Genomic DNA, 21,852 nt, shown 5'->3' with positions numbered 1-21,852 from the left:
TGTCCCTCCCCTCGTAGCGTGGAGTCCGTGATTGCAGGGGAAGTTGAGGTTCATGGGAACCGACAAGCGGACATACGACGCCGAGTTCCGTGAGGGTGCTGTACGCATCGTGATCGAGACGGGGAAGCCGATCCCGCAGGTCGCTGAGGAGCTCGGTGTCCATCCGGGCACGCTGCACAGCTGGGTCTCGCGGCGGCGCCGCAACGGGTCGGCATCGTCCGACCGGCCCGCGGCCGCGGAGAGTGGCGGGCGGGTGCGGGAGAGCGAGCGCGCGGAACTGGAGCGGCTGCGGCGGGAGATGGGCGAGAAGAACAAGCGCATCCGGGAGCTGGAGATGGAGCGTGATGTCTTCAAGCGATGCATGGCCCTCTGGGTGAAATGACCGAGTCCGATCCCGCGGCACTGGCCGCGTTCATCGGTAACCAGAGGGCCGAGCACCACGTCCCGCACCGCCTGGCCTGCCGGGTTCTTGGGGTGTCGGAGTCCTGGTTCTACAAGTGGCGCGGCAAGCCCATGACAACCCGCGAGGTCCGGCGCGGGAAGCTGGCCGAGGCCATCAAGCAGATCTTCGAGGGCTCGGGCGGCACCTATGGCTCACCGAAGGTCTGGATCAGGCTCCTGCGGGAAGGATGGCGCGTCTCGGTGAACACCGTCGCCAAGATCATGGCCGAGCTCGGCCTGGCCGGACGCAAGATCCGTCGGCGCCGCGGGCTGACCAGGCCCGGCAAACGGGCCGCGGCTCCGGACTTCGTGCGCCGGGACTTCACCGCGGACGCACCCGACCAGGTGTGGGCCGGCGACATGACGGAGATCGTCACCGGTGAGGGCAAGCTGTATCTGGCCACCGTGATCGATCTGTTCTCGCGGCGCCTGCTCGGCTATGCGATGGGCGAACGACACGACGCCGAGCTCGTCGTCGCGTCCATGAACATGGCTGCCGCCACCCGCGGTGGCGACGTGAAGGGCGTGCTCTTCCACTCGGATCGCGGCAGCGAATATGTGTCCCGGCGGTTCAAGCGCGCCTGCCGGCGCCTGGGCGTGACGCAGTCCATGGGCCGGGTCGGGTCATGTTTCGACTGTCAGTCTCTTCGTACCGGATCCCGCGAGGATCGGGTAGTCCCGGCCGTGACGGTCTGACTCTTGCTTACGACCGACCCCACGGGTGTCCTGGCGTTGATCTGTCGACCGTCCGGCCGGGCATGCAACAAGCGCTGCCGCCGGACGGACGTGACCTCATAGGAGCCTGGAGCCAACTCGTCAAAGCGTCCCCGTGACAGTCCTGTCCCTCCGGCCGGCGACAGCGTGCACCCCACGCTACCGACCGAAGGGAACGCGGTGGATAACAACGAGCAGCACAGGTCCGGGCACGTCGTGATCGGCGTCGACACACACAAGCATGTGCACGTCGCTGCAGTGATGGACACGATCGGCGGGATCCTGTCGACCTTGACGATCCCCACCGACACCGGCGGATTTCAGCAACTCCTGGACTGGGCAGGCTCATACGGCAGGATTCTGGCCTTCGGAATCGAGGGTACCGGCTCCTACGGCGCCACCCTGGCCTCGTTCCTTCGACGGGCCGGGCACAAGGTGGTCGAGGCCGGCCGCCCGGACCGGCGGCTGCGACGGATGAACGGCAAGTCCGACACCCTGGACGCCGAGAACGCCGCCCGAGCCGTCCTGGCAGGGTTCGCGACGGCCACGCCCAAGAGCGCCGACGGTGAAGCCGAGATGATCCGGCAGCTCAAGATCGCCCATGACCAGGCCGTCGAACAGCGCTCAGCGGCGATGGTCACCATGAAAGCGATGCTTGTCCACGCTCCTGATCTCTTGCGCAACGAGACCGCGGGCAAAACTCAAATCGCTCTGGCCCGGCGCCTGGCGGGCCTGCGTCCTCGACAGCTGGAGGGCCCCGAGGACGCACTGCGTCACGCCCTTCGAACACTGGCCAAACGGTGGCAGTACCTCGACGCCGAGGCCAGGGAACTGACGAAAATGATCGCTGAGCTGGTCCACCGTGCCGCCCCGCAACTACTCGAACCATTCGGCATCGGTGTGGACACCGCCGCGGAGATCCTCGTCGTGGCCGGCGACAACCCCGAACGCATCAAGTCCGAAGCCGCCCTCGCCAAGCTTGCGGGCATCGCTCCTGTGCCCACCGGCTCCGGCATGACCAGCGGCAGGCACCGCATCAACCACGGCGGCCACCGCCAGCTCAACGCCGCGATCTACCGCACCGTCATCGTCCGCATGCGATTCCACCAACCGACGATCGACTACGTCACCCGCCGCACCGCCGAGGGCAAGACGAAACGCGAGATCATCCGCTGCCTCAAACGCTACGTCATCCGCGAGGTCTACCACCTGATCCGACCCGCACCACGGACCGTCCCCACAGCGAGTTGACAACTATAGGAGCGTCAACGCCGATCACGACGTGCCCGGACCTGTGCTGCTCGTTGTTATCCACCGCGTTCCCTTCGGTCGGTAGCGTGGGGTGCACGCTGTCGCCGGCCGGAGGGACAGGACTGTCACGGGGACGCTTTGACGAGTTGGCTCCAGGCTCCTATGAGGTCACGTCCGTCCGGCGGCAGCGCTTGTTGCATGCCCGGCCGGACGGTCGACAGATCAACGCCAGGACACCCGTGGGGTCGGTCGTAAGCAAGAGTCAGACCGTCACGGCCGGGACTACCCGATCCTCGCGGGATCCGGTACGAAGAGACTGACAGTCGTAGGCGTCACCGACCGAGCCGATCGAAGCAGCGATGCCCACGGCGTCCAGATGCTCGGCAAGCCGGAAGCTCGTATATTGCGACCCGGCGTCGGAGTGATGTATCAACTCGCCTGCTGTGTGGGGGAATCCGTCCCGGTCGCGTTGCCACAGAGCCATCTCCAGGGCGTCCAGTACGAGCCTGGTCTCCTTCGATGTGGCGGCGGACCAGCCAACGATCCGGCGGGAGAAGGTGTCCACGACGAAGGCGACGTAGACGACTCCGGACCAAGACCTGACGTAGGTGAAGTCAGCGACCCAGCAGCGGTTCGGCGCCGGCGCGACGAACTTGCGGTCCAGCAGGTCCGGCGCCCGTTCGACTGAGCTGTCCGGGATCGTGGTGATGACCTTCTTTCCGCGGACGGCGCCGGTGATGCCGAGATCGCGCATCAGGCGTTCGACGGTGCACCGGGCTACTTCGTGGCCCTGGCGGTGCAGCTCACGCCAGACCTTCCTGGCGCCATAGACATGGAAGTTGGCCTCGTGGACCTCGTTGATCAGCTCCTTGAGGGCGGCATCCCGCACCTGCCTGGCCGAGGGGGTGACCGCGCGTTTCTCCGCCGCGTAGTAGGTGGACGGGGCGATCTTGAGCTCCGCTGGAAACTGTCCGCGGACTCCAAGGAACGGGCCGCACTGGACAAGCTCGCCACCGGCTCACCGTCGTGAAGTACCGCCTGACCAGTGGGCACGGCATCCTCACCGCATCCGGGTCACGGTGAGGGTGCCGTGCCGGCCGGACCCGGCCAGCACTTCCACGACCAGGTCCGTCTCCACTCGTGTGTACAGCTCGCCCTCCGCCAGACGTCCCCCCGCCACCGCCGCACCGCTCAAGGCCTCACCGACACGAGCCGCGAGGACAGGCTCCAGGCGCGCGGACACCCTGGCCGGCCCGCCCTCGTCCCCACCGCCAGGACCAGATGATGCGGTCTGAGCCGGGGACCGGTGAACCCCAGCACCAGGGTGTTGACCGTGTCCGCGTGCCGAACTTTCAACCTTACTGATTTCGGCGTTTCGGGGTCTGGATTTGTGTCGGGAGGGGTGACGCGGTCCGTTCGGGCTGGTACGCCGGAGGCATGCGGTATCCGGACGGGGGCGGGCTGACCGCCAAGCAGCGCAGGCGCCGGGAAGAGGTACGGATGCGGGCCGTTGACCTCTTCGATGAGGGCGTGGAAGTCCCGTGCATCACCCGGGAGTTACGGGTGAGTGAGAAGTCGGTCTACCAGTGGCGGCGCACCTGGAGGACGGGCGGACGCGAGGCGCTGCGTTCCAGAGGCCCCTGCGGCTACGGCTGTCGGCTCGGCCCACGGCTGCAGACCAAGCTCGCGATGTGGCTTGATGAGGGGCCGGCCGCGCACGGCTGGGCGGACGACCAGGTGTGGACCGCCGCGCGGGTACGCACGCTGATCGGGCGGAAGTTCCACCTCTCCTACAGCGTCTCCGGGGTCACTCGGCTGCTGCACCGCATGGGCTACAGCGTGCAGATGCCCGCCCGGCCCGCCGCCGAACGCGACGAGGACGCGATCACCGCATGGCGGGAGGCGACCTGGCAGGAGGTAAAACCCTCCGGGCGGCGACCGGCGCGTTCATCTGCTTCGAGGACGAAGCGGGCGTGACCGGTCGGCCGCCCAGGGGCCGCACCTGGGGCCGGCGCGGCATCACCCCGAGGGTCAAGGTGTCCGGCCGTAGCCGGGGACGTCTCTCGGTGGCCGGTCTGCTGTGCTTCCGGCCGGGCCTGCCCGCCCGTCTGTGCTACCGGCTGCGTCGGCATACCGGCCGCAAGGGCGAGCGTCGCTCGCTGGGCGAGGCGGACTGCATACGCCTGTTGGATGGCGCCCACCAACTGCGCTCGACCTCAACCCGGTCGAGGGCCTGTGGGCGCACATCAAGCGGAGCCTGGCCAACCTGGCCGCCCGCACCCTCAGCGAGCTGGAGACTCTGCTCCGCAGGCGGCTCAAAGCGCTGCAGTACCGGCACGGCATCCTCGGCGGATTCCTCGCCGGGACGGGCCTCGCTCTCGACAGACCGGACAGACCCTAATACGCCGAAGTCAGTAAGCAGCGATGACCGCAGATCTCAATCAGTAGCCAGAGCGTCCCGGAGGACCAGGTGGCCATTCAACGAAAGCCACAACAACGGCAACCGTGCATCAGCCATGCCTGGTCCTCCCGAACCACCACTAATTCTTAAGGGTGCGGTATGCGCATATCTGGCAAGGTCCGCTCTCAACTCACGGTGCGGTTTGAGGTGTTGTTCCCGCATCTGGACGAGCGGCAGCGCTGTCTGCTGTTGGGGGTCGAGGCCCGGATCCTGGGCCACGGCGGCGTCCGGGCGGTTGCCCGGGCAGCCGGGGTCAGCGAGACCACCATCCGCAAAGGCGTGGACGAGTTGGAGGCGGGGGCGAAGCCGCTGGGCAGGGTCCGCCGTCCCGGTGGCGGGCGCAAGCGGACGGCCGAGGTAGATCTGGGACTGCGGCCCGTGCTGTTGGCGCTGGTCGAGCCGGATGTGCGAGGGGATCCGATGTCGCCGCTGCGATGGACGACAATGTCCACGCGCAGACTCGCCGGCGAGCTCACCAGGCAGGGCCACCGTGTCTCGGCGGATACCGTCGCCGACCTGTTGTGGGAGGAAGGGTTCAGTCTGCAGGCCAACACCAAGACTCTCGAGGGCACTCAGCATCCTGACCGGGATGCTCGGTTTCGCTGCATCAACGACCGGGCCAAGGCACATATGAGTACCGGCGACCCGGGATCAGCGTGGACACCAAGAAGAAGGAGCTGGTCGGCCAGTACAAGAACGGAGGCCACGAGTGGCATCCGAAGGGAGCGCCGGCCCAGGTCAAGACCCATGACTTCCTTGCCCGGCAGGGATCGGGCAAGGCGATCCCGTACAGGATCTACGATGTCGCCGCGAATACCGGAAGGGTCAGGGTCAGACCGGTGCCTATGAGGCATCCGTCGATGCGGTGTGGTCGGCATTGGGTCTGCTCAAGGCTGCGCTTCACGGCGGTGGCGAGCTGGTCGAGGTTCGCGGCGACGAGGTTGCCGATGGTCCGCTTCACCAGGGACCAGATCGTGGGTATCCGCTCGGGCAGTGGATCGCCGAGCAGCGCCACGTCTACGGGGCCGGGGTCCTGGAAGCCGGGCGGGCGGCCGAGCTGGAGCAGTTCGGGATGGTGTGGTCGGAGCAGGAGGCGGCCTGGTCGGACGGGGTGGCCGTCGCCAAGGAGTACGCCGCAGTGCACGGCCACTTCCGGTCCCCGACCACCGCGATCCGGGAGGGGCATCCGATTGGGGTGTGTGGGCGAAGCTTGCGCGGCGGCCCGTACGGCGCGGGAGAACGAGGAACTGCGCGGGGTCGGCCGTCCCGTGCCTTCGGCGACCGGGGCGATGACCGAAGCGCGGCGCGATAAGCTGGACGCGATCGATCTGGGGTGGTGCCCTGCCTGGGGCACCGGGTGGTAGCGCTGCTACCGCCTCGTCCAGGCCGGCGGCCCGCTCCCCACGACCGCGGGCGACGTCGTCGTCCAGGGCGAAGACCTCTGACGCTGGGTCACTGCCCGCCGGTTCGGTTGGGAACAGCTGCTGCCTGTGCAGCAGTGGATCCTGGAGAACACCCTCAAGATCACACCGGCCGAGGAACATGCGCGGCCGGTGAAACGGACGCAGGACGCGAAGTGGGCGGTCAACCTCGCGGCGGCGCGGCAGTTCCACGCCCGGGAAGGACACCTGCGAGTGCCCCGGAAGCACGCTGAGCACCAGGAGTCGGCAGAGGCGCTGTCGGGCCGTCAGAACGGTACTGACGGGGCCGTGGTGGTCACGCTCGGCACCTGACTCGACAGCGCCCGCAACCGCGCCGGGAAACTCCCCGGACAGCACCGGGCCGACCTCGATGCCCTCGGCATGTGCTGGTAAACGCGGGTCTGGGAGGGCAGGTCTGGCCAGCGGCGTGGAGAGCAGTACTGCTAGTGCCGCATCAGGCAACGTTCGCCCGCTCTGTGCGTGTGGGGGCAAATGATGTGCTGGGTAAGGCCGTTGCTGGGTAACCTGCCTGGCTGTGGATATGGGACGCGCTGATCAACAGCTCCACGTGATCGCTGAGGCCGTGGAGGTTGCCAGAGCTCTTGGGATCCCGCTGTGGCTCCGAGGTGGATGGGCCATGGACTTCTTCCTCGGCGAGATCACGCGAGACCATGAGGACATCGACTGGTTCGCCTGGGCGGACGATGCCGGTGATCTGGCAGGAGGATTACTGAAACGCTGCTACGAACCGGTCCCGGGGTCGCCGCCTGACCTGCAGTTCGATTTCGTCAAGGACGGTCTGGAGAGCAGCTTTACGCTCCTGGACAGGGATACGGCCGGCCGTGTGGTGGTTGCCGGGGGCCCCTGGGCCGGTGCGCCCTGGCCCGAAGGAATGCTCGATGCCGGGCCGGGCCGTATCGGTGGTCTGCAGTGCGCGATCGTCAGTCCGCAGGCCCAGATCGAGATCAAACGAATGACGCCCGTCTGGGATCCTTCCCGGCCTCGGCGGGTCAAGGACACCAAAGACATCGCCCGTCTGGAGGCGGCCCTCCGCGCACAGGGCAAAGCGGTCTGAGTGAGGTTCTTGGGCATCGGCCGTCCGTTACCGTCCGACCGTGGCAGAACAAGTACGCGTCCGTGAGATCAACGACGACAAGGGGCGGCGGCTACTGCGGATCATCCGCAGGGGCACCGGGTCGGTGGTGACCTGGCGGCGGGCCCAGATGGTGCTGCTCTCCGCGCAGGGCATGCCGGTGGCGAAGATCGCCGAGGTGTCGTTCACCAGCGACGACCGGGTCCGGGATGTGATCCACAACTTCAACGCCGACGGCTTCGAGTCGCTGTATCCGAAGTACAAGGGCGGCCGCCCCAGGACGTTCACGCTGCCTGAGCGCCGCGAGATCAAGAAGATCGCCACGTCCAAGCCGACCGAACACGACCTGCCGTTCTCCACCTGGAGCCTGACCAAGTTGGCGGACTTCCTGGTCGCCGAGGGGGTGGTCGACGACATCAGCCACGAGGGCCTGCGCATCCTGCTCCGCGAGGAAGGCGTCTCGTTTCAACGCCTGAAGACCTGGAAGACCTCCCGCGATCCGGACTACGCGGCCAAGAAGGCCCGCGTCGAACACCTCTACGCGATCGCCGACGGCGAGGTGACACCCGAGGACGGCGAGCCGGAAGTCATCTTCTGCATGGACGAGTTCGGACCGCTCAATCTGATGCCCCACCCGGGCCGGCAATGGAGCGAGCGCGGCGGCAAGCACAAAGACCCCGACCGCGAGCCACGCCGACGACGGCGGGCGACCTACAACCGCTACGGCGGAGTGCGGCACCTGTTCGCCGCCCTGGACCTGGCCAAGGACAAGCTCTACGGCCACATCAAACCGGTCAAGAAGCGGACGCAGTTCCTGGAGTTCTGCCGCTACCTGCGCCGCCTCCACCCGGACAACGTCCGCATCGCGATCGTCTGCGACAACTTCTCCCCGCACCTGACCACGAAAAGGTGCCAGCGGGTCGGCACCTGGGCGGCCGCGAACAACGTCGAGATCGCCTACACCCCGACCAATAGCTCCTGGCTGAACCGCATCGAGGCCCAGTTCACCGCCCTGCGCTACTTCACCCTCGACGGCACCGACCATACCAACCACAAGGAACAGGGCAGCATGATCCGCCGCTACATCATCTGGCGAAACCGCCATGCCGACGACCGGCGCCTACGCGCCGTCGTCGACAGGGCAAACGTTGCCTGATGCGGCACTAGTTGACACGTCATGGTCACAGGGTGGGGGCGCGTGCTGCGCGTGGATCCGTTCCATGTCAGTACGGCTGTATACCGCCCTCTTCGGCGCCTCCGCGCGCTTCCGCGGTCTTGAGCTGGACGTTCAGAGAAGGGATATTCTTGGGCCGGGGGCCGGACGAGAATCCCGGCCCGATTACGGCGGGCCGGGATTCTCTGGCAAGCGCATCAGGTCGTTGCTGGTTTTAGTAGTCGCCGAATCCGCCGCCCTCGCCCTTCTCGTCGTGGTGGCGCTTGATGACGCGGAAGCTGGCGACGACTCCGTGCTTGACCTTCACTCCGTCATCCATCTTCTCGTGGTGCTTCTTCTCGTGGTGCTCGCCCTTCTCGCCCTTCTCGCAGTCCTCGTCCTCGTCCTCGTCCTCGTCCCTGCTGGGGAGGATGTTGTTGGCGGAGCTGTAGCGGCCGACGGTGGCGATGGGGGCACCGTTGTCGCACACGGCTCCGCGGAAGACCTCGACTTCGTTGCGGCTGTCGTTGCGGATGTTGATGCTCTTGGCGCCCAGGCCGCTGACGACGGTGATGCAGCCGTCGGGGCGGCCGGAGTATTCGCGCTCGTTGATGTGGATCCGGCCCTCCTCGTGATGGCGCTCGCCGCCGCGCTCGTTGCCGCCGCGCTCGTTTCCTTCATTGCCCTTGCCTTCATTGCCCTTGCCCGTGTTGCCACCCTCGCCACCCATGGGGGCCTGGGCGGGGAGGACGACCGGGGCCACCTGGGCCTGGGGGGCGGGGACCGCGGAGGCGTAGGTGATACCGGTCGCGGTCAGTGCCGCGGCGGCCGCGACGGCCGTGGCGATCGCGTGGGAACGGGTCATGATCATGTCGCTTGTTCTCCTTCTCGGACTCAGAGACAGTGCTCACTGTGACAGCCGGTGCGTGATCGAACGTACTAACACCCCCTAGTGCTGTCATATCGAGCAAATCGGGATCCCTGTTTTGGTAGGCCGATCGGGTCTGCAGAGCTCCCTTACGCCGCTCCGACGAGGAACTGATTAACCGTCAAAAATGCTTTGAGCATGGGTGATTGAAAGACAATTAGCCCTTGCAGGTGATCTTCTGACGCCTAGTCACCCGTTGGCAGTGGGAAGTGCCGGCAAGTCGCTGCTTGACATGTGGCTGCCTAGGTTCCAAGGAGGGGCCAGCCCAGAGTCATCTGAAGGAGCTCGTGGCGGCGGCCGTATCCGTTCGGGACCGGCCACGGGATCCCGAGGTCGCGCAGGCCGGTGAAGAGGTCGGTGAGGACATCGCCCGACCAGGCGACGACGGTCTTCCCGTCCAGCGCCGTACTGATCTCCTCGGTGGCCCGGAACGGGGCGACGACATCGTCGGGGATACCCCGGGAGCGGGGCGGGACGAGGCGCGGCCGGGTGTCGATCAGGTTTTCGCCGGTGGGGGCGAGCGCGATCACGTGTGCGGCTGAGGGTGAGCGGCACCGGCCGGAGTCGGTGGTGCCACGGTCGGTATAGGTGATGTGGAGAACGGCAAGGTCCTGGTCCAGGAGCTCCGCGGCCTGACGCTGGACGTGGGCGCGGCGGTCCGCGGCCTGGGGCTGGGCCAAGTCACCTGCCCGCCAACTGCCGATGACGACATGCCCAGCATCGGGTTATCCGATGGGCGTTCGCTGCTTCCGCCAGCGGGCCCGGTGAAAGATCGGCTCGACGGCGACGACGCAGAACGCGTGCATGGGCTGGTCCCTGCCCCTGGGGTCGAAGAAGCCAACCATGTCGCCGAGGAAGCTTTCGCCGTGCTGATGCACGTGGCGGTCTTGAGCGACGCGATCGCCGACGGCGGTGAGCCAGTCGCCAATCCAGAACAGAAGTTCGACACGGGCGGTGATGACGATAGTCGCGGCGTGCTCTGCGAAGCGGGCGGGGCAGCGATCGGCTCGGCGACGGACGTCGTCGGGACGGTCGGGAGACCGTGCCGCTGGGGCCGTCACCCTCAAAGGGGCCGAGGCGCGCCGCATCCTGTGCCGCAGATCCGGCCAGTCGGAAGGCCTCAGCCCCGTGTCCTCACGGGCCAGGAGCATAGGCAGCGGATGGGTGTCGCCGACGGCGGAGGCCATCGGTTGGGCACCCGGCCACTCGACCAGCTAACGGCCCGTGCCCCACACTCCTGTGCTCTTGTCGCTCACACCCGACCAGGTCGTGGCGTACCGCTCACGTGACAGGCGCCTGCTGTGCCACTCGTGCGCTCCGACGCCGGTCAGGTTCCCGACCGAGGCCCTGCCCGTGACCTCCGAGGAACTGGACGAGGGCGGGTTCTGCACCGAGTGCGATGTCGACGTGCTGATCGGCGGGACCAGCACTCGCCCCTGCCCCTCAACCGCAACGGCCGCAGGCCCGGGGGCCACCCGCCACGCGGAGGCAGCGGCCGTTGCCGGGGACGACGGCTGCCCGAGCGGTCAGGTCCAGGTCGAGACGGCAGCTCGCTGGCCAAGGGTGGGAGCGTCAAGGCGCCGAGGTCATGCGTGGTGGTCCGCCATGGGTCAGTTCGTCGGACCTCGCCCGTACGCTTCTGCCATCGCGCGGTCGGGAGATGGGGAGGGGTTCATGACACGGCAAAGGACATATGCACAGCGGCTCGCACTGATCAGTAAGACCCACCGGCAAATGGATCATTTGAGGCGTCGGGTGGTGGGGCGGCCGTCCCAGCGGTAGCGGCTCGTCGAGCGTCGAATGAGCATGCGGAGCGTGACAAGTGCGGCGGCGAGGTAGAGGTAGAGGTCCACGACATCGCCGCTCCTCTCGGTGCAGCGCCGCAGCTTGCCGTAGTCGTTCATCCACGAGTGTGTGCGCTCCACCACCCAGCGCTTGCCGGCCTGGATCGGGGCGGGCACGCCTTTGCGGGCGATCTCGGCCGAGAATCCCAACTCGCCGATCAACACACGTGACTTGGTGCTGTCGTACCCGCGGTCGAGGTTGACGTTGACAGCCTCCGGCATCGCACCAGCCTGCTCTTTGGCCGCTGCCAGGGTGGGGCCGAGCAGCGGCGAGTCGTGCCGGTTCGCCCCGGCGGATACGATCCCGAGTGGAACCCCGCACGCGTCGGAGGCGACCGAGCGCTTCAGTCCTTGCTTGCCCCGGTCGACAGGCGAGCGCCCCGCTTTCTCTCCGCCGCACGGCGCCTTGGTGATGCAGCCGTCGACCGAGATTTCATCGAGGTCAAGGCCGATCATGCGGTCGTACGCCTCCAGGGCGATCCGGTGCAGCGCTTGTGAGATCCCCATCTGAGCCCACAGCTTGACGCGGCGTGGGATCGTGCGGTCGGAGCATCCGGGCGAGGAGATGCGCTCGTATCCGGAGCCGTGGACCAGCGCTTGGACGACGTGGTCGAACACGACGCGGTCCGGTGTACGCCGCCGATGGCAGCCGAGCGGATGGTCGGGGTCAAACTCGGCCCGATCGGGCAGCAGGGCCCTGAACTGGTCCCAGGCGGGTTCAAGCAGGCATGATGGCAGCGCGGGCACAGTCGTCCTTCGCGGTCACAGAGCGTAGAGAACTCCATGATCACGCGGGCCTGTGCCCGTTCTGCTGCCACCCCTCATCGCGACCGTGCTCCACCACCTACTGCCGGTCGGTCTAAGTGGAAGAACCCTCCCGGGCCTTCTGAGCAGACCCGCTTGCAGAGGGCCGAGCGCATGGTGAAGGAGGCAGTCAGTCGGCACGAGCCGTTCCAGGGACTCGATATCACGGTCGCGGCGAAGGGCTCCTGCCCGAACAACACCAACGTCCGCGGTGACAGCGACGTGGACATCATGGTGCAGCTGAACGACCCTTTCCACGCCGATGGCGTGGCGACTTGGTGGTTTGGCCAGCCTGCCCGGTACACAGGACCGTGGACCAGGAGCTATCTCCGCAAGGAGGTCCACGTCGCTCCGACCGGCCATTTCGGGTGGGTGGACGCAGAACTGGCCCGTCGATTCGAGCCCGCGGGAGCTCGAATACGCGCTGTCCTACCTCTCGACCAGGATGGTCACCTACCCGGCGTTCGCCCAGCCAGTGATCCTCTTCGACGCCCACATGCGTCGGATCAACAACGCACTGATCTACTCCAGGACCGCCATGGTCGACCAGGCCGACGACAAGCCGATCCTCAGCATCTCCTTGGACGGACGCGGGCTGCGCCGCGCCAACCGGAACGCCCTGGAGATCCTCGCCGTCCTGGAAGCCGATCGCACACCTCTTGGCGCCATCGAAAGACGCGCTGACAACGAGAAGAAGCCCCTCGGCGACGCCAGGGAACGGGCGCAGAAGCCGTCCTTCATGATGCCTGCGCCCGGCATCGTCCGGCCCCTCGTCTCCAAGAAGCGCAGCTCCGCCGTCGGTGACGGGGCGGGCCTGCACCATCTGCGCATGCTCCTGGACCACGTGCAGTCCGTCTTTCAGGATGCCGCCGAGCCCTTCGTCCTCACGTCCGACGGGCACGTCTTCGCCAAGCGCCTCTTCGAAAAGCCCGACGAGGCAGCCGAGTTGGCGAAGAAGACTGCCAAGAGGCTGAAGAAGGAGAAGAAGGACGCGGCCGAATACAAGGCGCTGCCGTTCGTCGACATCTTCGGCCTCCCCTCCCCGCAGAGCGTACGCAACTCACTGAGCGCTGCCGGTTACGCCGGGGTGCGGTTCGTGTGCGGACCCTAAGTTCCAGACCTGGCGCGCCCTGTCCACCCAGCGTTCACCCTCGCAGTACCTCGTCGGTGTCAAGCGCCGCTACAAGAAGAAGGAGCAGCGTCAGGACGGCGAGCCGGCCTACGAGCTCAAGGCCATCAGCACACCGAAGGTGCCGTGGGAGGACCATCCGGTGTTCATGGGGCTGCTCGATCTGCACCGCTCCATCGGCGTCGTCGACGACCGCTTCGAAGAGGCCCTCTACGGCCCACAGGATGCCCGCCCGATCGCCCGCATGGCCTTCTGCGGCATCCACATCCGCAAACAGCAGGCCAACCGGCGCTTCCGTGGACAGCCCAAGCGCATACGCGGTACGGCCCACCGCGGCCGGCAGGTCGTGCGGGTGCCCACCGATGGTCAGCGTTGTCTCCAGGCCGGTCATTTGGAACTGTTTCACCAGCTGGGGGATGTGGTCGAGCCCGGGTGGCGGGGTGGTGTCGTCGTCGCGCAGTGCCTCAAGGGTCGCGCGCAGTTCCCGGCTCGCCTCTCTGCCGGCTTCCTGGATCGCGAGCAGGGCCTGCGACACCTCGCCCCGCCGCCGGGCCACGTGGACGGCGACCTCGGACTGCACTTTGATGACCGAGATCTGGTGGGTGAGCGAGTCGTGCAGCTGCCGCGCGATGCGCAGTCGCTCCTCGTCGGCCCGGCGCCTGGCAATTTCCTCGCGAGTGTGCTCGGCTTCGTCCGCCCTGCGTTCGGCCTGCCGCACCGCCTCGCCGGCGGAGAAGGCCGCGATCAGCCAGGCGATCTTCAGAGTGCTCCGGGCCTGTGTCACGGCCTCGCGCGCGGATCCGTCGTGCGAGACCAGGGCGGAGAGTTGCAGCACAGCCAGCAGGCCCACGGTTACGCCCAGTGTGGCGGAGCGGTGCCCGGCGCGTACGGCGCCGTAGACCGCGACCAGGTAGGAGACGGCGAGCACGTCGAACCCGGCCGCCTGGTAGCCCACCGCGGACAGCCCGCGGCGACGGCCAGGACCGCGAGCGGTGCCCGGCGACGTACGGCCAGCGCCAGCCCACCGACCCCCAGCAGCGCGGAGCCAAGCAGCTCCCGGCCCCCGGACGGATGGGGCCCGGACAGCCCGGAGCCCAGCAGCAGCGCCGCCACGCCCATGGCGATCAGCCAGTCGGTGACCCCGGCCGGAACAGCGAACCGCCCTTTGTCCATGGGCGCACCGTAGCCGGATGCTGCAGTGGGCGAGTCCGGCCCAGGGACGAGAGGTCACCTGCCGCGCGCGTGGTATCCGCGCGCCGCCTACCGCATCCGCAGTAGCCCGATGCCACAGCGGCGGCAGTGGAATGTGCCTGCGCCTGCCGGACGACTGGCAGGGGGCCGGGGCACATGCTCAAGGCGCGTCAGAGACCGCAATCAGCGACGGAGATGAGGGAGAACGGTACGAGTGCTTCAGCAGTACTGATGGCGGCAGCCGAGGGCGGGATCATCGGGGACGGACGGACCGGGTCCAACCTGGCCCTCGGGGCAGGACTGCTCGGCCTGGTGATCGGCTGGCTGGCCCTGACTCGCGCCGGCGGCCGGACCAGCACCGGCAACGTGCGCACCGGCGGTAGAGCGGCTATCGCGGTGGGGACGGCCGGCATGGTCCTTGCGGTGCTGCACCTGGCCACCTCCAATGGAGGTCCCGGGACCGGCAACGGGCTCGTCGGCGCCGTCGTGGCCGTCCCGTTGGGGCTGGGCGGCGTACTCGTCGGCCGTCGGGCACTGACCCGCTCCCGCGGAGCCGGGCAGCCGATCGGATGACCGGCTGGGCGACTCCGGGTCACGGCGTGCGCGCGGCCGCCGCGCGGCGCACGCCGTAGGCGGCGGCACCGACAGCCAGCACTGCGGCCCCGGCGACCGCCAAGGACAGCGGCAGGGCTAAGCGAAGAAGCAGCCTGAGAACCCTCCCCGTCGGGCAGGTCCTCGTCCGGAAGTGAGTCCGGGTTGTGCTGGCGCTGGTTCGGCAGGGCCGGGAAAGGCGCAGGCGAGGTGATTCCGCTCCGGGAAAGCACAAGGGTGTGAGGGGATACGCCGAGCGGCCCCCTGTCCGCGAAGCCGGACGACGCGGGGATCGCACCCACACGCACCACACTCTGTATGCACACCGTCACTCTCGTGTCACCATTGATCCCAAGAGATCAACCATTCAGCAGGGAGAGGACGCAACGGTGAATGCTTCCAAAGGCGACCGGCTCGTCGTACACGGTCGGGTCGTCGGGCAACAGGATCGCGTCGTTGAGATCGTCGAAGTTCTCGGCCCCGATGGAACGCCGCCATACCGCGTGCGCGCCGAGGACGGGCACGAGACCATCATGATGCCCGGACCCGATTCGGTGGTTGACCACCGCAAAGCGACCGACAACGCCTGACGCAGCGCACTCCCGCCTCATCAGGGCCCGCCACGGCGGGCCCTGATGCATGCCCGCGACGGCCACCAGGAGCGGCCCCACGGGCCTGCGGGAGCCGCCAAAGACGGAAGGGCCCCACCGCAACACCACACTCCCGCCAGGAGTGGGCCCAACACCGAACCAGGAGAGCGCCCACGAGCGAGAGGCCAGCAGGTCGACCCGGCAAACGAGCGGGCAGGACCCCACCGCCGAGCAGCCGAGCGGCGACCCGGCCACCGCGACCGGTGACGGACGGTAGAACGCCGCCGCAACGATCGCGCGACTCGAATCGGAACTGTCCACCGCCCGCAAGGACGCCGGGCACTCTCGCATCACCGCGAAGCAACAGGCCACCGACGAGGCGCGTTCGCGCCCCAGTCCCGGTGCGCGGTTCGCAGGACGGCGTGCTGTTGGACTCCGGGCTCGCCCTGCGGGCCAAGGCGCCGGACCAGCGGTGGGTACGGCGGGTCGGTTTTGGGCGTGCCGGGAAGGGCGAGGCGGTTCGGGAGGTGCCGGGGGTGGAGGTCAGTCCGGGTCCCTGATCAGGTATGCGAGTTGGCGCAGGCCGGGTGCGAACGCGGATTCGGGCGTGTTGCCGTATCCCAGGACGAGTCCGTTGTGGGCGGCGTCGGGGATCAGGGAGTGCGGGGACAGGGGCCGGGGGGCCATCCGGTGGCGGCGGGCGGCGCGGGCCAAGGGCTGGTCGGGGGCGTCCGGCGGCAGTCGTACGGTCAGGTGCATCCCGCTGTCCCCGCCGGTCACGGTGTGGGGCACGTCGAAGTGTTCGGTCAGTGCCGTCCTGAGCGCGTCGCGTCGACGGCGGTAGAGGCGGCGCATGCGGGCGAGGTGTCTGCTGTACTGGCCGCTCTCCATGAAGTGCGCGAGGGCGAGTTGTTCGTGGCGGTGCCCGCCGCGCAGCAGCTCGTCCACGACCGGTGCCGCCCGGTCGACCAGTTGCTCGGGCAAGACGAGGAACCCCAGGCGCAGGGAGGGGAAGAGGGTCTTACTGAAGGTGCCGACGTAGAACACGGGTGCGGCGGGTGTCAGGCCCTGCATGCAGGTGAGGGGTTCTCCGCTGTGGCGGAACTCGCTGTCGTAGTCGTCCTCGACGATCCAGGCGCCGTGTTGGCGGCACTTCTCGATCAGGTCGAGGCGTCTGGACGCGGTGAGGACGGCGCCCGTCGGGTACTGGTGCGCGGGGGTGGTGCACACCAGGCGGGGTGAGCGGTCCTCCCAGTCGGACGAGGAGGTCCGCAGGCCCTCCGCGTCGACCGGTACGGGCACCACGACCAGGTCGCCGCAGGCCAGCGCGGTCTGCGCGCCACGGTAGCCCGGGTCCTCGACCCAGGCAGTGTCCCCCGGGTCGGTGACCAGCCGGACGCACAGGGAGAGCGCCTCCTGCGCTCCTTCGGTGATGACGACCTGATCCGGGATGCAACGTATGCCGCGGGCGAGCGCGAGATGGCGCAGGACGGCTGTCCGCAGTTCCGGTTCGCCTTGTGGTGGGCCGTAGCCCAGCAGCTGGGTGCCGCCCTGTTGGAGCACCCGGTCCAAAGAACGGCGCCAGGCCGCCAGGGGGAACTGGGCCAGGGCGGGGACCCCGGGGGCGAAGGCGAAGGAGTCGGCGCCTCCCAGGTCGCGCTTGCGGATCCGCTCGGCGCGCCGGGCCAGCGTGGCCGGGGTCGGGTGCGCGCGGTTCTCCGGCTCGGGGCGGGCCAGCGCGGCGACGCGGGTGCCCTGTCTGCTGGGCTCGATGTAACCCTCCGTGCTCAGCACGTCGTACACGAGCGTCACGGTGTTGCGTGACACCCCGAGGCCCTCGGCCAGGGCGCGCGAGCCCGGCAGCCGGCTGCCCGCCGGGAGCCGGCCGTCGAGGACGGCGGCCCGGAGGCGGTGCAGGAGTTGCTTCTGCAGGGAGTCCCCGCCGCGGGCCCGGGACAGCGGCTCCTGGAGCAGGAAGTCGAACTGTGGCCCGAGGGCTTCGCTGCCAGCCGGCACCGCGCTGCTTTCTCTCACACGCCTATCCTCCATATGTACACGCTCCGTAACTGTGGCTCCATGGAATGACCCTATCGTGGACCTTATCGAGGAGCCACGCGGTGCCTAGCCTAGAAGGAACCGGCACACACCAGGAGAAGAGCATGTCCGCACGTCCCAACGAATACGGCCAGCCCGTCGGCCAGCCCCTGCCCGGTTGGACGGCGCGCCCGGCGCCCGCCCGGGTCGCCCTCGAGGGCCGCTTCTGCCAGGTGGAGCCCCTGGACGCGGACCGCCACGCCGACGACCTGTACGCCGCCTACGCCCTCGCGGCGGACGGCGGGGACTGGACCTACATGACGGCCGGCCCCTTCGAGTCCCCGGCCGACTACCGCGCCTACCTGACGGCGGCGACGCGGGTGGACGACCCTCTGCAGCACGCGGTCGTCGACCCGCGCACCGGCAAGGCCGTGGGCACCCTCGCCCTGATGCGCCAGGACCCGTCCAACGGCGTCGTCGAGGTCGGCAGCGTGGCCTTCTCACCGTTGCTGAAGCGGACCCCGGTGTCCACCGAGGCCCAGTTCCTGCTGATGTCCTACGCCTTCGACGAGCTCGGCTACCGCCGCTACGAGTGGAAGTGCGACAGCCTCAACGCGCCCTCGCGCAAGGCGGCCCTGCGGCTGGGCTTCACCTTCGAGGGGATCTTCCGCCAGGCCGTGGTCTACAAGAGCCGTAGCCGCGACACCGCCTGGTACTCCGTCATCGACTCCGAGTGGCCGCAGGTCGGCAAGGCACTGCGGGCGTGGCTCTCGCCCGACAACTTCGACGGGGAGGGCCGGCAGAAGCGGTCCCTGTCCGCCGTCCGCGCTTCCGAGGAGGAACCGGGACGCTGACGAACCGACACTGACGCGGCGTGTCCGGCGACAGCGGCAGTCAGCTCACCCACCCGGCGGCGCCCTCGCACCGCTGCGACCATGCCCGCATATGCGCTGGCCTCCGGGGCGACGCCCTGGCAGTGTGCCCACAAGGTGCTGGTCAGAGCACTTTTATCCACCCGAACCATTACCGAAGGACTGCATGAACACCCGTTTTGATGCCACGGCCTGGCGCTACGGACCACTGGCAACCCTGTTCTACGAACTCGACAAGCCGGTCGGCACCTCGTTCGGAGACGTCGAGTTCTACGCCGACCGCCTGCGGAACGTATCCGGCCCCGTACTGGAACCCGCCGTGGGCACCGGCCGCATCCTGATCCCCCTGCTCGAACGGGGACTGGCCGTGCGCGGCTACGACACCTCAGCCTCCATGCTGGAACAGTGCCGCGTCAACTGTGCCCGGCGAGGGCTGAAGGCCGATGTCTTCGAAAGCGACATGACCACGCACCGCGAACCCGGCGCCTTCAAAGCGATCGTGATCCCCACCGGTTCCTTCGCCCTGCTTCCCGACCGTGACAGCGCACAGACCGCGCTGTCCGCCATGTACGACTGCCTGGCTCCCGGAGGTCGGCTGATCGTCGACGTCGAACCGCCGTCCCTGGATACGGCCCCCGACACGGGACCGGTTCCGCAGCAGTGGAACGGCAACGAGCTGGTCACCCTCACCACCTGGCGCACGCACGTGGACCCGGTGGCCCAGCGCACCACCCGCTGGCTCCGCTACGAAGCCTGGACGGACGGCGCCCTGACGCGCACCGAACTCCAGATCTTCTCCCTGCTGTGGTTCGGGCTGGCCGAGTTCACCGCCATGCTGCACCAGGCGGGCTTCACCGACGTCACCGTCCACGGCGGCTACCGAGCAGACACCACACCAACAGCCGCAGACAACGTGTGGACCTTCGAGGCCACCCGCACATAGCGCGCCTGCCCTCACCGGAAAGCCGCCCGGGCAAACGTTGCTTGATACGGGGGCCGTGCGGCTTTGCGGCCCGCCGCGATGACCAGCTCCTTCACCGACCGGGCAGGAGTGGGGTACTTCGGCGCCGGCGGCCGTCCGGTCCCGGAGTACGGCTCGCACGTCGGCACCGCGTCGCCTGGCTGGGCCGACATGGTGGTGGAGATTCCCACCACGTAGCGCATGCCGCGGGCGTTCAGGCCGAGCCGGAAGGCCGCGGCGTCGCCGTATCCCGCCTCGCCGAAAGCGACCGCGGCTCGCAAGGTGGATTCAACTGATCGTCGCAACACCTCGACCCTGGAGGTGTTGGATGGGCCGGCCAGCGGGATGGGCCACGCGGCTGACGGGGCGTCCGGCAATGCGGTCGCCGGGGCGGCCCCCAATCCGTCGGGAGGTGGAGCGGGCTTTCTGGATGAAGATCGCCGAGGGGATGACCAGCGAGGCGGCGGCGGTCACGTGCGGCGTATCCCCAGTGGTGGGGTCCCGTTGGTTCCGTGAACGTGGCGGCATGCCGTCGATCCAGCTCAGCACGCCCTCGGGCAGATACCTGTCCTTCACGGAACGCGAAGAAATCGCGCTGCTCAACGCCCAGGGCCTGGGAGTCCGCGAGATTGCACGCCGCCTGGGCAGGGATCCGTCGACCATCTCGCGGGAGCTGCGACGCAACGCGGCCACCCGCGGCGGGCAGCTCGACTACCGGGCCTCGATCGCCCGGTGGAAGGCGGAACTGGCGGCACGGCGTCCGAAGACGCCGAAGCTCGTGGCCGATGAACGGCTGCGTGAGTATGTGCAGGACCGGCTCGCCGGGGATGTACGTCGTCCGGACGGAACACAGGTCACCGGGCCGAAGACGCCTCGGTGGAAGGGACGGAACAAGCCCCGCCGTCAGGACCGGCGGTGGGCGACGGCCTGGAGTCCCGAGCAGATCGCGGGCCGGCTCAGGACGGGTTTCCCCGATGATGAGTCCATGCGCATCTCGCACGAGGCGATCTACCAGGCGCTTTACATCCAAGGACGTGGAGCCCTCAAGCGTGAGCTGGTCGGCTGTCTGCGTACCGGGCGTGCGCTGCGGGTTCCCCGCGCCCGAGCCCGACGGCGGGCGAACGGGCACGTCACCCCCGAGGTGATGATCAGCCAACGACCGGCCGAGGCCGAGGACCGGGCAGTCCCGGGACACTGGGAAGGCGACCTCATCATCGGCACCGGCAAGTCCGCGATCGGCACTCTGGTCGAGCGCACGACCCGGTTTACCATGCTGCTGCACCTGCCCCGGATGGAAGGCTTTGGCACCGGGCCGAGGGTGAAGAACGGGCCGGCGCTGGCCGGTCTGGGTGCCGAGGCCGTCAGGGACGCGATCGCCTCCACGATCACCACGCTGCCCGAGCAGCTGCGTCGCTCGTTGACCTGGGACCGCGGCAAAGAACTGGCACAGCATGCCCGGCTCCGCGTCGACACCGGCCTCGAAATCTACTTCGCGGACCCGCACAGCCCGTGGCAACGCGGCACGAACGAGAATACGAATGGGTTGCTGCGGCAGTACTTTCCGAAGGGCACGGACTTGTCCCGATGGCAGACAGACGACCTCGCAGCCGTTGCACTCGCCCTCAACAGCCGCCCCCGCAAAACCCTCGGATGGAAGACACCCGCTGAAGCCCTCAACGAACACCTACTCTTGACTCAAGAAGCCGGTGTTGCGACAACCGATTGAGTCCGGGATTGAGTCCGGGTTGCGAGCCCGCGTCCGAGTGATGGACCAACTCGCCCGGCAGGGGCGGGTGTTGGTCGCGGTCGCGTTGCCACAGTCCCATGTCCAGGGCGTCCAGGACGAGCCGGGTCTGCTTCGTGGTCGAGGCGGACCAGCCGACGATCCGGCGGGAGAAGGTGTCCACGACGAAGGCGACGTAGACGACGCCGGAGAACGTGGCGACGTGGGTGAAGTCGGCGACCCAGCAGCGGTTCGGCGCGCTGGCGACGAAGTCGCGGTCGACCGGGTCCGGCGCCCTTGGCGAGGAGGGGTCCGGCATCGTGGTGATCACTCTCCTGCCGCGGACGGCGCCGGTGATGCCGAGCTCGCGCATGAGGCGTTCGACGGTGCAGCGGGCCACGGTCTGGCCCTGGCGGTTCAGGTGCCGCCAGATCTTCCTCGCGCCGTAGACACGGTAGTTGGCGTCGTATGCCTCCCGGATCAGGATCTTCAGTTCAGTGTCGCGGACGGTGCGGGCCGCCGGGGCGGCCTGGCGTTTGTGGTGTGCGTAGTAGGTGGACGGGGCGATCTTGCAGTCGTGGTCGGTCAGAACACGGCCCCCGCACCGCACGACGGCGCAGCTCAAGCGGGTACTGGGAAGGACGTGCGATG

22 protein-coding genes and 2 pseudogenes are annotated in these 21,852 nt (G+C 68.2%); 14 read left to right on the top strand and 10 right to left on the bottom strand.

Translation table 11 applies throughout. The features are described from left to right. The first annotated feature begins 52 nt into the window (after positions 1-52). The 3 genes from OHA19_RS38700 to OHA19_RS38690 all read left to right on the top strand — a co-directional run bounded on the left by OHA19_RS38700 (position 53) and on the right by OHA19_RS38690 (position 2,406). Positions 53-382 (top strand): transposase, encoded by a 330-nt coding sequence (locus OHA19_RS38700; RefSeq protein ID WP_405707989.1) that lies wholly within the window; start codon positions 53-55, stop codon positions 380-382. After that, complete coding sequence (locus OHA19_RS38695) at positions 379-1,137, top strand: IS3 family transposase (RefSeq protein WP_405707992.1); 759 nt, start codon at positions 379-381, stop codon at positions 1,135-1,137. The genes OHA19_RS38700 and OHA19_RS38695 overlap by 4 nt, the downstream gene beginning before the upstream one ends. Positions 1,138-1,335: 198 nt before the next feature. Beyond that, positions 1,336-2,406, top strand: a complete 1,071-nt coding sequence (locus OHA19_RS38690) for an IS110 family transposase (protein ID WP_405753175.1) — start codon at positions 1,336-1,338, stop codon at positions 2,404-2,406. A gap of 262 nt (positions 2,407-2,668) precedes the next feature. Here OHA19_RS38690 and OHA19_RS38685 read toward each other — a convergent pair whose 3' ends face one another. Beyond that, positions 2,669-3,355, bottom strand: coding sequence for an IS3 family transposase (locus OHA19_RS38685; RefSeq protein ID WP_405721160.1), 687 nt, complete (start codon positions 3,353-3,355; stop codon positions 2,669-2,671). A gap of 488 nt (positions 3,356-3,843) precedes the next feature. On the opposite strand from OHA19_RS38685, the gene OHA19_RS38680 reads away from it, so the two are divergent. Together OHA19_RS38680 and OHA19_RS38675 are read left to right on the top strand one after the other, a co-directional pair. Next, a complete protein-coding gene (locus tag OHA19_RS38680) occupies positions 3,844-4,383 on the top strand; it encodes a winged helix-turn-helix domain-containing protein (RefSeq protein ID WP_405708006.1) in 540 nt (179 codons plus the stop codon). A 583-nt stretch (positions 4,384-4,966) separates the two neighbouring features. Then, a pseudogene (locus OHA19_RS38675) lies at positions 4,967-5,700 on the top strand (ISAzo13 family transposase); the annotation flags it as partial. Here the strand turns inward: OHA19_RS38675 and OHA19_RS38670 are convergent. Further along, positions 5,664-6,017 (bottom strand): hypothetical protein, encoded by a 354-nt coding sequence (locus tag OHA19_RS38670; RefSeq protein WP_405708009.1) that lies wholly within the window; start codon positions 6,015-6,017, stop codon positions 5,664-5,666. The pseudogene OHA19_RS38675 and the gene OHA19_RS38670 overlap by 37 nt on opposite strands. Positions 6,018-6,357: 340 nt before the next feature. Here OHA19_RS38670 and OHA19_RS38665 point away from each other — a divergent pair, with 340 nt between their 5' ends. The 3 genes from OHA19_RS38665 (at position 6,358) to OHA19_RS38655 (ending at position 8,537) form a co-directional block, all read left to right on the top strand. Then, on the top strand, positions 6,358-6,600 hold the full coding sequence (locus tag OHA19_RS38665) for a helicase associated domain-containing protein (RefSeq protein ID WP_405708012.1): 243 nt from the start codon (positions 6,358-6,360) through the stop codon (positions 6,598-6,600). A gap of 229 nt (positions 6,601-6,829) precedes the next feature. After that, positions 6,830-7,363, top strand: coding sequence for a nucleotidyltransferase domain-containing protein (locus tag OHA19_RS38660; protein ID WP_331750582.1), 534 nt, complete (start codon positions 6,830-6,832; stop codon positions 7,361-7,363). A 40-nt stretch (positions 7,364-7,403) separates the two neighbouring features. Beyond that, entirely contained in the window at positions 7,404-8,537 is a 1,134-nt protein-coding gene (locus tag OHA19_RS38655; protein WP_331754066.1) for an IS630 family transposase, read from the top strand. Positions 8,538-8,769: 232 nt separating this feature from the next. Here OHA19_RS38655 and OHA19_RS38650 read toward each other — a convergent pair whose 3' ends face one another. From OHA19_RS38650 to OHA19_RS38635, 4 genes are all read right to left on the bottom strand, one after another. Next, complete coding sequence (locus OHA19_RS38650; RefSeq protein WP_405708015.1) at positions 8,770-9,405, bottom strand: hypothetical protein; 636 nt, start codon at positions 9,403-9,405, stop codon at positions 8,770-8,772. A gap of 299 nt (positions 9,406-9,704) precedes the next feature. After that, on the bottom strand, positions 9,705-10,142 hold the full coding sequence (locus tag OHA19_RS38645) for a hypothetical protein (RefSeq protein ID WP_405708018.1): 438 nt from the start codon (positions 10,140-10,142) through the stop codon (positions 9,705-9,707). A gap of 45 nt (positions 10,143-10,187) precedes the next feature. Beyond that, on the bottom strand, positions 10,188-10,649 hold the full coding sequence (locus OHA19_RS38640) for a hypothetical protein (protein WP_405708021.1): 462 nt from the start codon (positions 10,647-10,649) through the stop codon (positions 10,188-10,190). A gap of 552 nt (positions 10,650-11,201) precedes the next feature. After that, on the bottom strand, positions 11,202-12,053 hold the full coding sequence (locus tag OHA19_RS38635; protein WP_405753173.1) for an IS5 family transposase: 852 nt from the start codon (positions 12,051-12,053) through the stop codon (positions 11,202-11,204). A gap of 319 nt (positions 12,054-12,372) precedes the next feature. Between OHA19_RS38635 and OHA19_RS38630 the strand changes: the two genes are divergently transcribed. Beyond that, entirely contained in the window at positions 12,373-13,221 is an 849-nt protein-coding gene (locus tag OHA19_RS38630; protein WP_405708027.1) for a pPIWI_RE module domain-containing protein, read from the top strand. Positions 13,222-13,546: 325 nt separating this feature from the next. On the opposite strand, the pseudogene OHA19_RS38625 reads toward OHA19_RS38630, so the two are convergent. Next, positions 13,547-14,412, bottom strand: a pseudogene (locus tag OHA19_RS38625) (sensor histidine kinase); the annotation flags it as partial. Between the two features lie 249 nt (positions 14,413-14,661). Between OHA19_RS38625 and OHA19_RS38620 the strand changes: the two are divergent. Further along, positions 14,662-15,003: a DUF6223 family protein gene (locus OHA19_RS38620; RefSeq protein WP_405708030.1), complete on the top strand. Its 342-nt coding sequence runs from the start codon at positions 14,662-14,664 to the stop codon at positions 15,001-15,003. Positions 15,004-15,410: 407 nt separating this feature from the next. Then, positions 15,411-15,611 (top strand): DUF1918 domain-containing protein, encoded by a 201-nt coding sequence (locus OHA19_RS38615; protein ID WP_405708039.1) that lies wholly within the window; start codon positions 15,411-15,413, stop codon positions 15,609-15,611. A gap of 543 nt (positions 15,612-16,154) precedes the next feature. Here OHA19_RS38615 and OHA19_RS38610 read toward each other — a convergent pair. Further along, positions 16,155-17,645, bottom strand: coding sequence for a PLP-dependent aminotransferase family protein (locus OHA19_RS38610; protein ID WP_405708042.1), 1,491 nt, complete (start codon positions 17,643-17,645; stop codon positions 16,155-16,157). A gap of 125 nt (positions 17,646-17,770) precedes the next feature. Here OHA19_RS38610 and OHA19_RS38605 point away from each other — a divergent pair, with 125 nt between their 5' ends. Together OHA19_RS38605 and OHA19_RS38600 are read left to right on the top strand one after the other, a co-directional pair. Then, positions 17,771-18,499, top strand: a complete 729-nt coding sequence (locus OHA19_RS38605; protein WP_405708046.1) for a GNAT family N-acetyltransferase — start codon at positions 17,771-17,773, stop codon at positions 18,497-18,499. A 184-nt stretch (positions 18,500-18,683) separates the two neighbouring features. Beyond that, positions 18,684-19,460, top strand: a complete 777-nt coding sequence (locus OHA19_RS38600; protein ID WP_405753172.1) for a class I SAM-dependent methyltransferase — start codon at positions 18,684-18,686, stop codon at positions 19,458-19,460. Positions 19,461-19,471: 11 nt separating this feature from the next. Here OHA19_RS38600 and OHA19_RS38595 read toward each other — a convergent pair whose 3' ends face one another. Further along, entirely contained in the window at positions 19,472-19,855 is a 384-nt protein-coding gene (locus OHA19_RS38595; protein ID WP_405753171.1) for a transposase, read from the bottom strand. On the opposite strand from OHA19_RS38595, the gene OHA19_RS38590 reads away from it, so the two are divergent. Further along, positions 19,807-21,204, top strand: coding sequence for an IS30 family transposase (locus tag OHA19_RS38590; protein ID WP_405753170.1), 1,398 nt, complete (start codon positions 19,807-19,809; stop codon positions 21,202-21,204). The genes OHA19_RS38595 and OHA19_RS38590 overlap by 49 nt on opposite strands. Here the strand turns inward: OHA19_RS38590 and OHA19_RS38585 are convergent. Beyond that, complete coding sequence (locus OHA19_RS38585; RefSeq protein ID WP_405753169.1) at positions 21,152-21,826, bottom strand: IS3 family transposase; 675 nt, start codon at positions 21,824-21,826, stop codon at positions 21,152-21,154. The genes OHA19_RS38590 and OHA19_RS38585 overlap by 53 nt on opposite strands. Positions 21,827-21,852: the final 26 nt, after the last annotated feature.

The organism is Streptomyces sp. NBC_00012, assembly GCF_045040875.1.
GTDB lineage: Bacteria > Actinomycetota > Actinomycetes > Streptomycetales > Streptomycetaceae > Streptomyces.
The sequence above is the reverse complement of the archived record's forward strand: the minus strand, read 5'-3'. Positions and strand labels throughout refer to the sequence as shown.

Bases quoted from the DNA above. Each gene is read 5' to 3' on its own strand.
- OHA19_RS38700 (WP_405707989.1), top strand. From the start codon at position 53: ATGGGAACCGACAAGCGGACATACGACGCCGAGTTCCGTGAGGGTGCT.
- OHA19_RS38695 (WP_405707992.1), top strand. From the start codon at position 379: ATGACCGAGTCCGATCCCGCGGCACTGGCCGCGTTCATCGGTAACCAG.
- OHA19_RS38680 (WP_405708006.1), top strand. From the start codon at position 3,844: ATGCGGTATCCGGACGGGGGCGGGCTGACCGCCAAGCAGCGCAGGCGC.
- OHA19_RS38660 (WP_331750582.1), top strand. From the start codon at position 6,830: ATGGGACGCGCTGATCAACAGCTCCACGTGATCGCTGAGGCCGTGGAG.
- OHA19_RS38650 (WP_405708015.1), bottom strand. From the start codon at position 9,405: ATGATCATGACCCGTTCCCACGCGATCGCCACGGCCGTCGCGGCCGCC.
- OHA19_RS38640 (WP_405708021.1), bottom strand. From the start codon at position 10,649: ATGGCCTCCGCCGTCGGCGACACCCATCCGCTGCCTATGCTCCTGGCC.
- OHA19_RS38630 (WP_405708027.1), top strand. From the start codon at position 12,373: ATGGCGTGGCGACTTGGTGGTTTGGCCAGCCTGCCCGGTACACAGGAC.
- OHA19_RS38620 (WP_405708030.1), top strand. From the start codon at position 14,662: ATGGCGGCAGCCGAGGGCGGGATCATCGGGGACGGACGGACCGGGTCC.
- OHA19_RS38605 (WP_405708046.1), top strand. From the start codon at position 17,771: ATGTCCGCACGTCCCAACGAATACGGCCAGCCCGTCGGCCAGCCCCTG.
- OHA19_RS38600 (WP_405753172.1), top strand. From the start codon at position 18,684: ATGAACACCCGTTTTGATGCCACGGCCTGGCGCTACGGACCACTGGCA.
- OHA19_RS38590 (WP_405753170.1), top strand. From the start codon at position 19,807: ATGGGCCGGCCAGCGGGATGGGCCACGCGGCTGACGGGGCGTCCGGCA.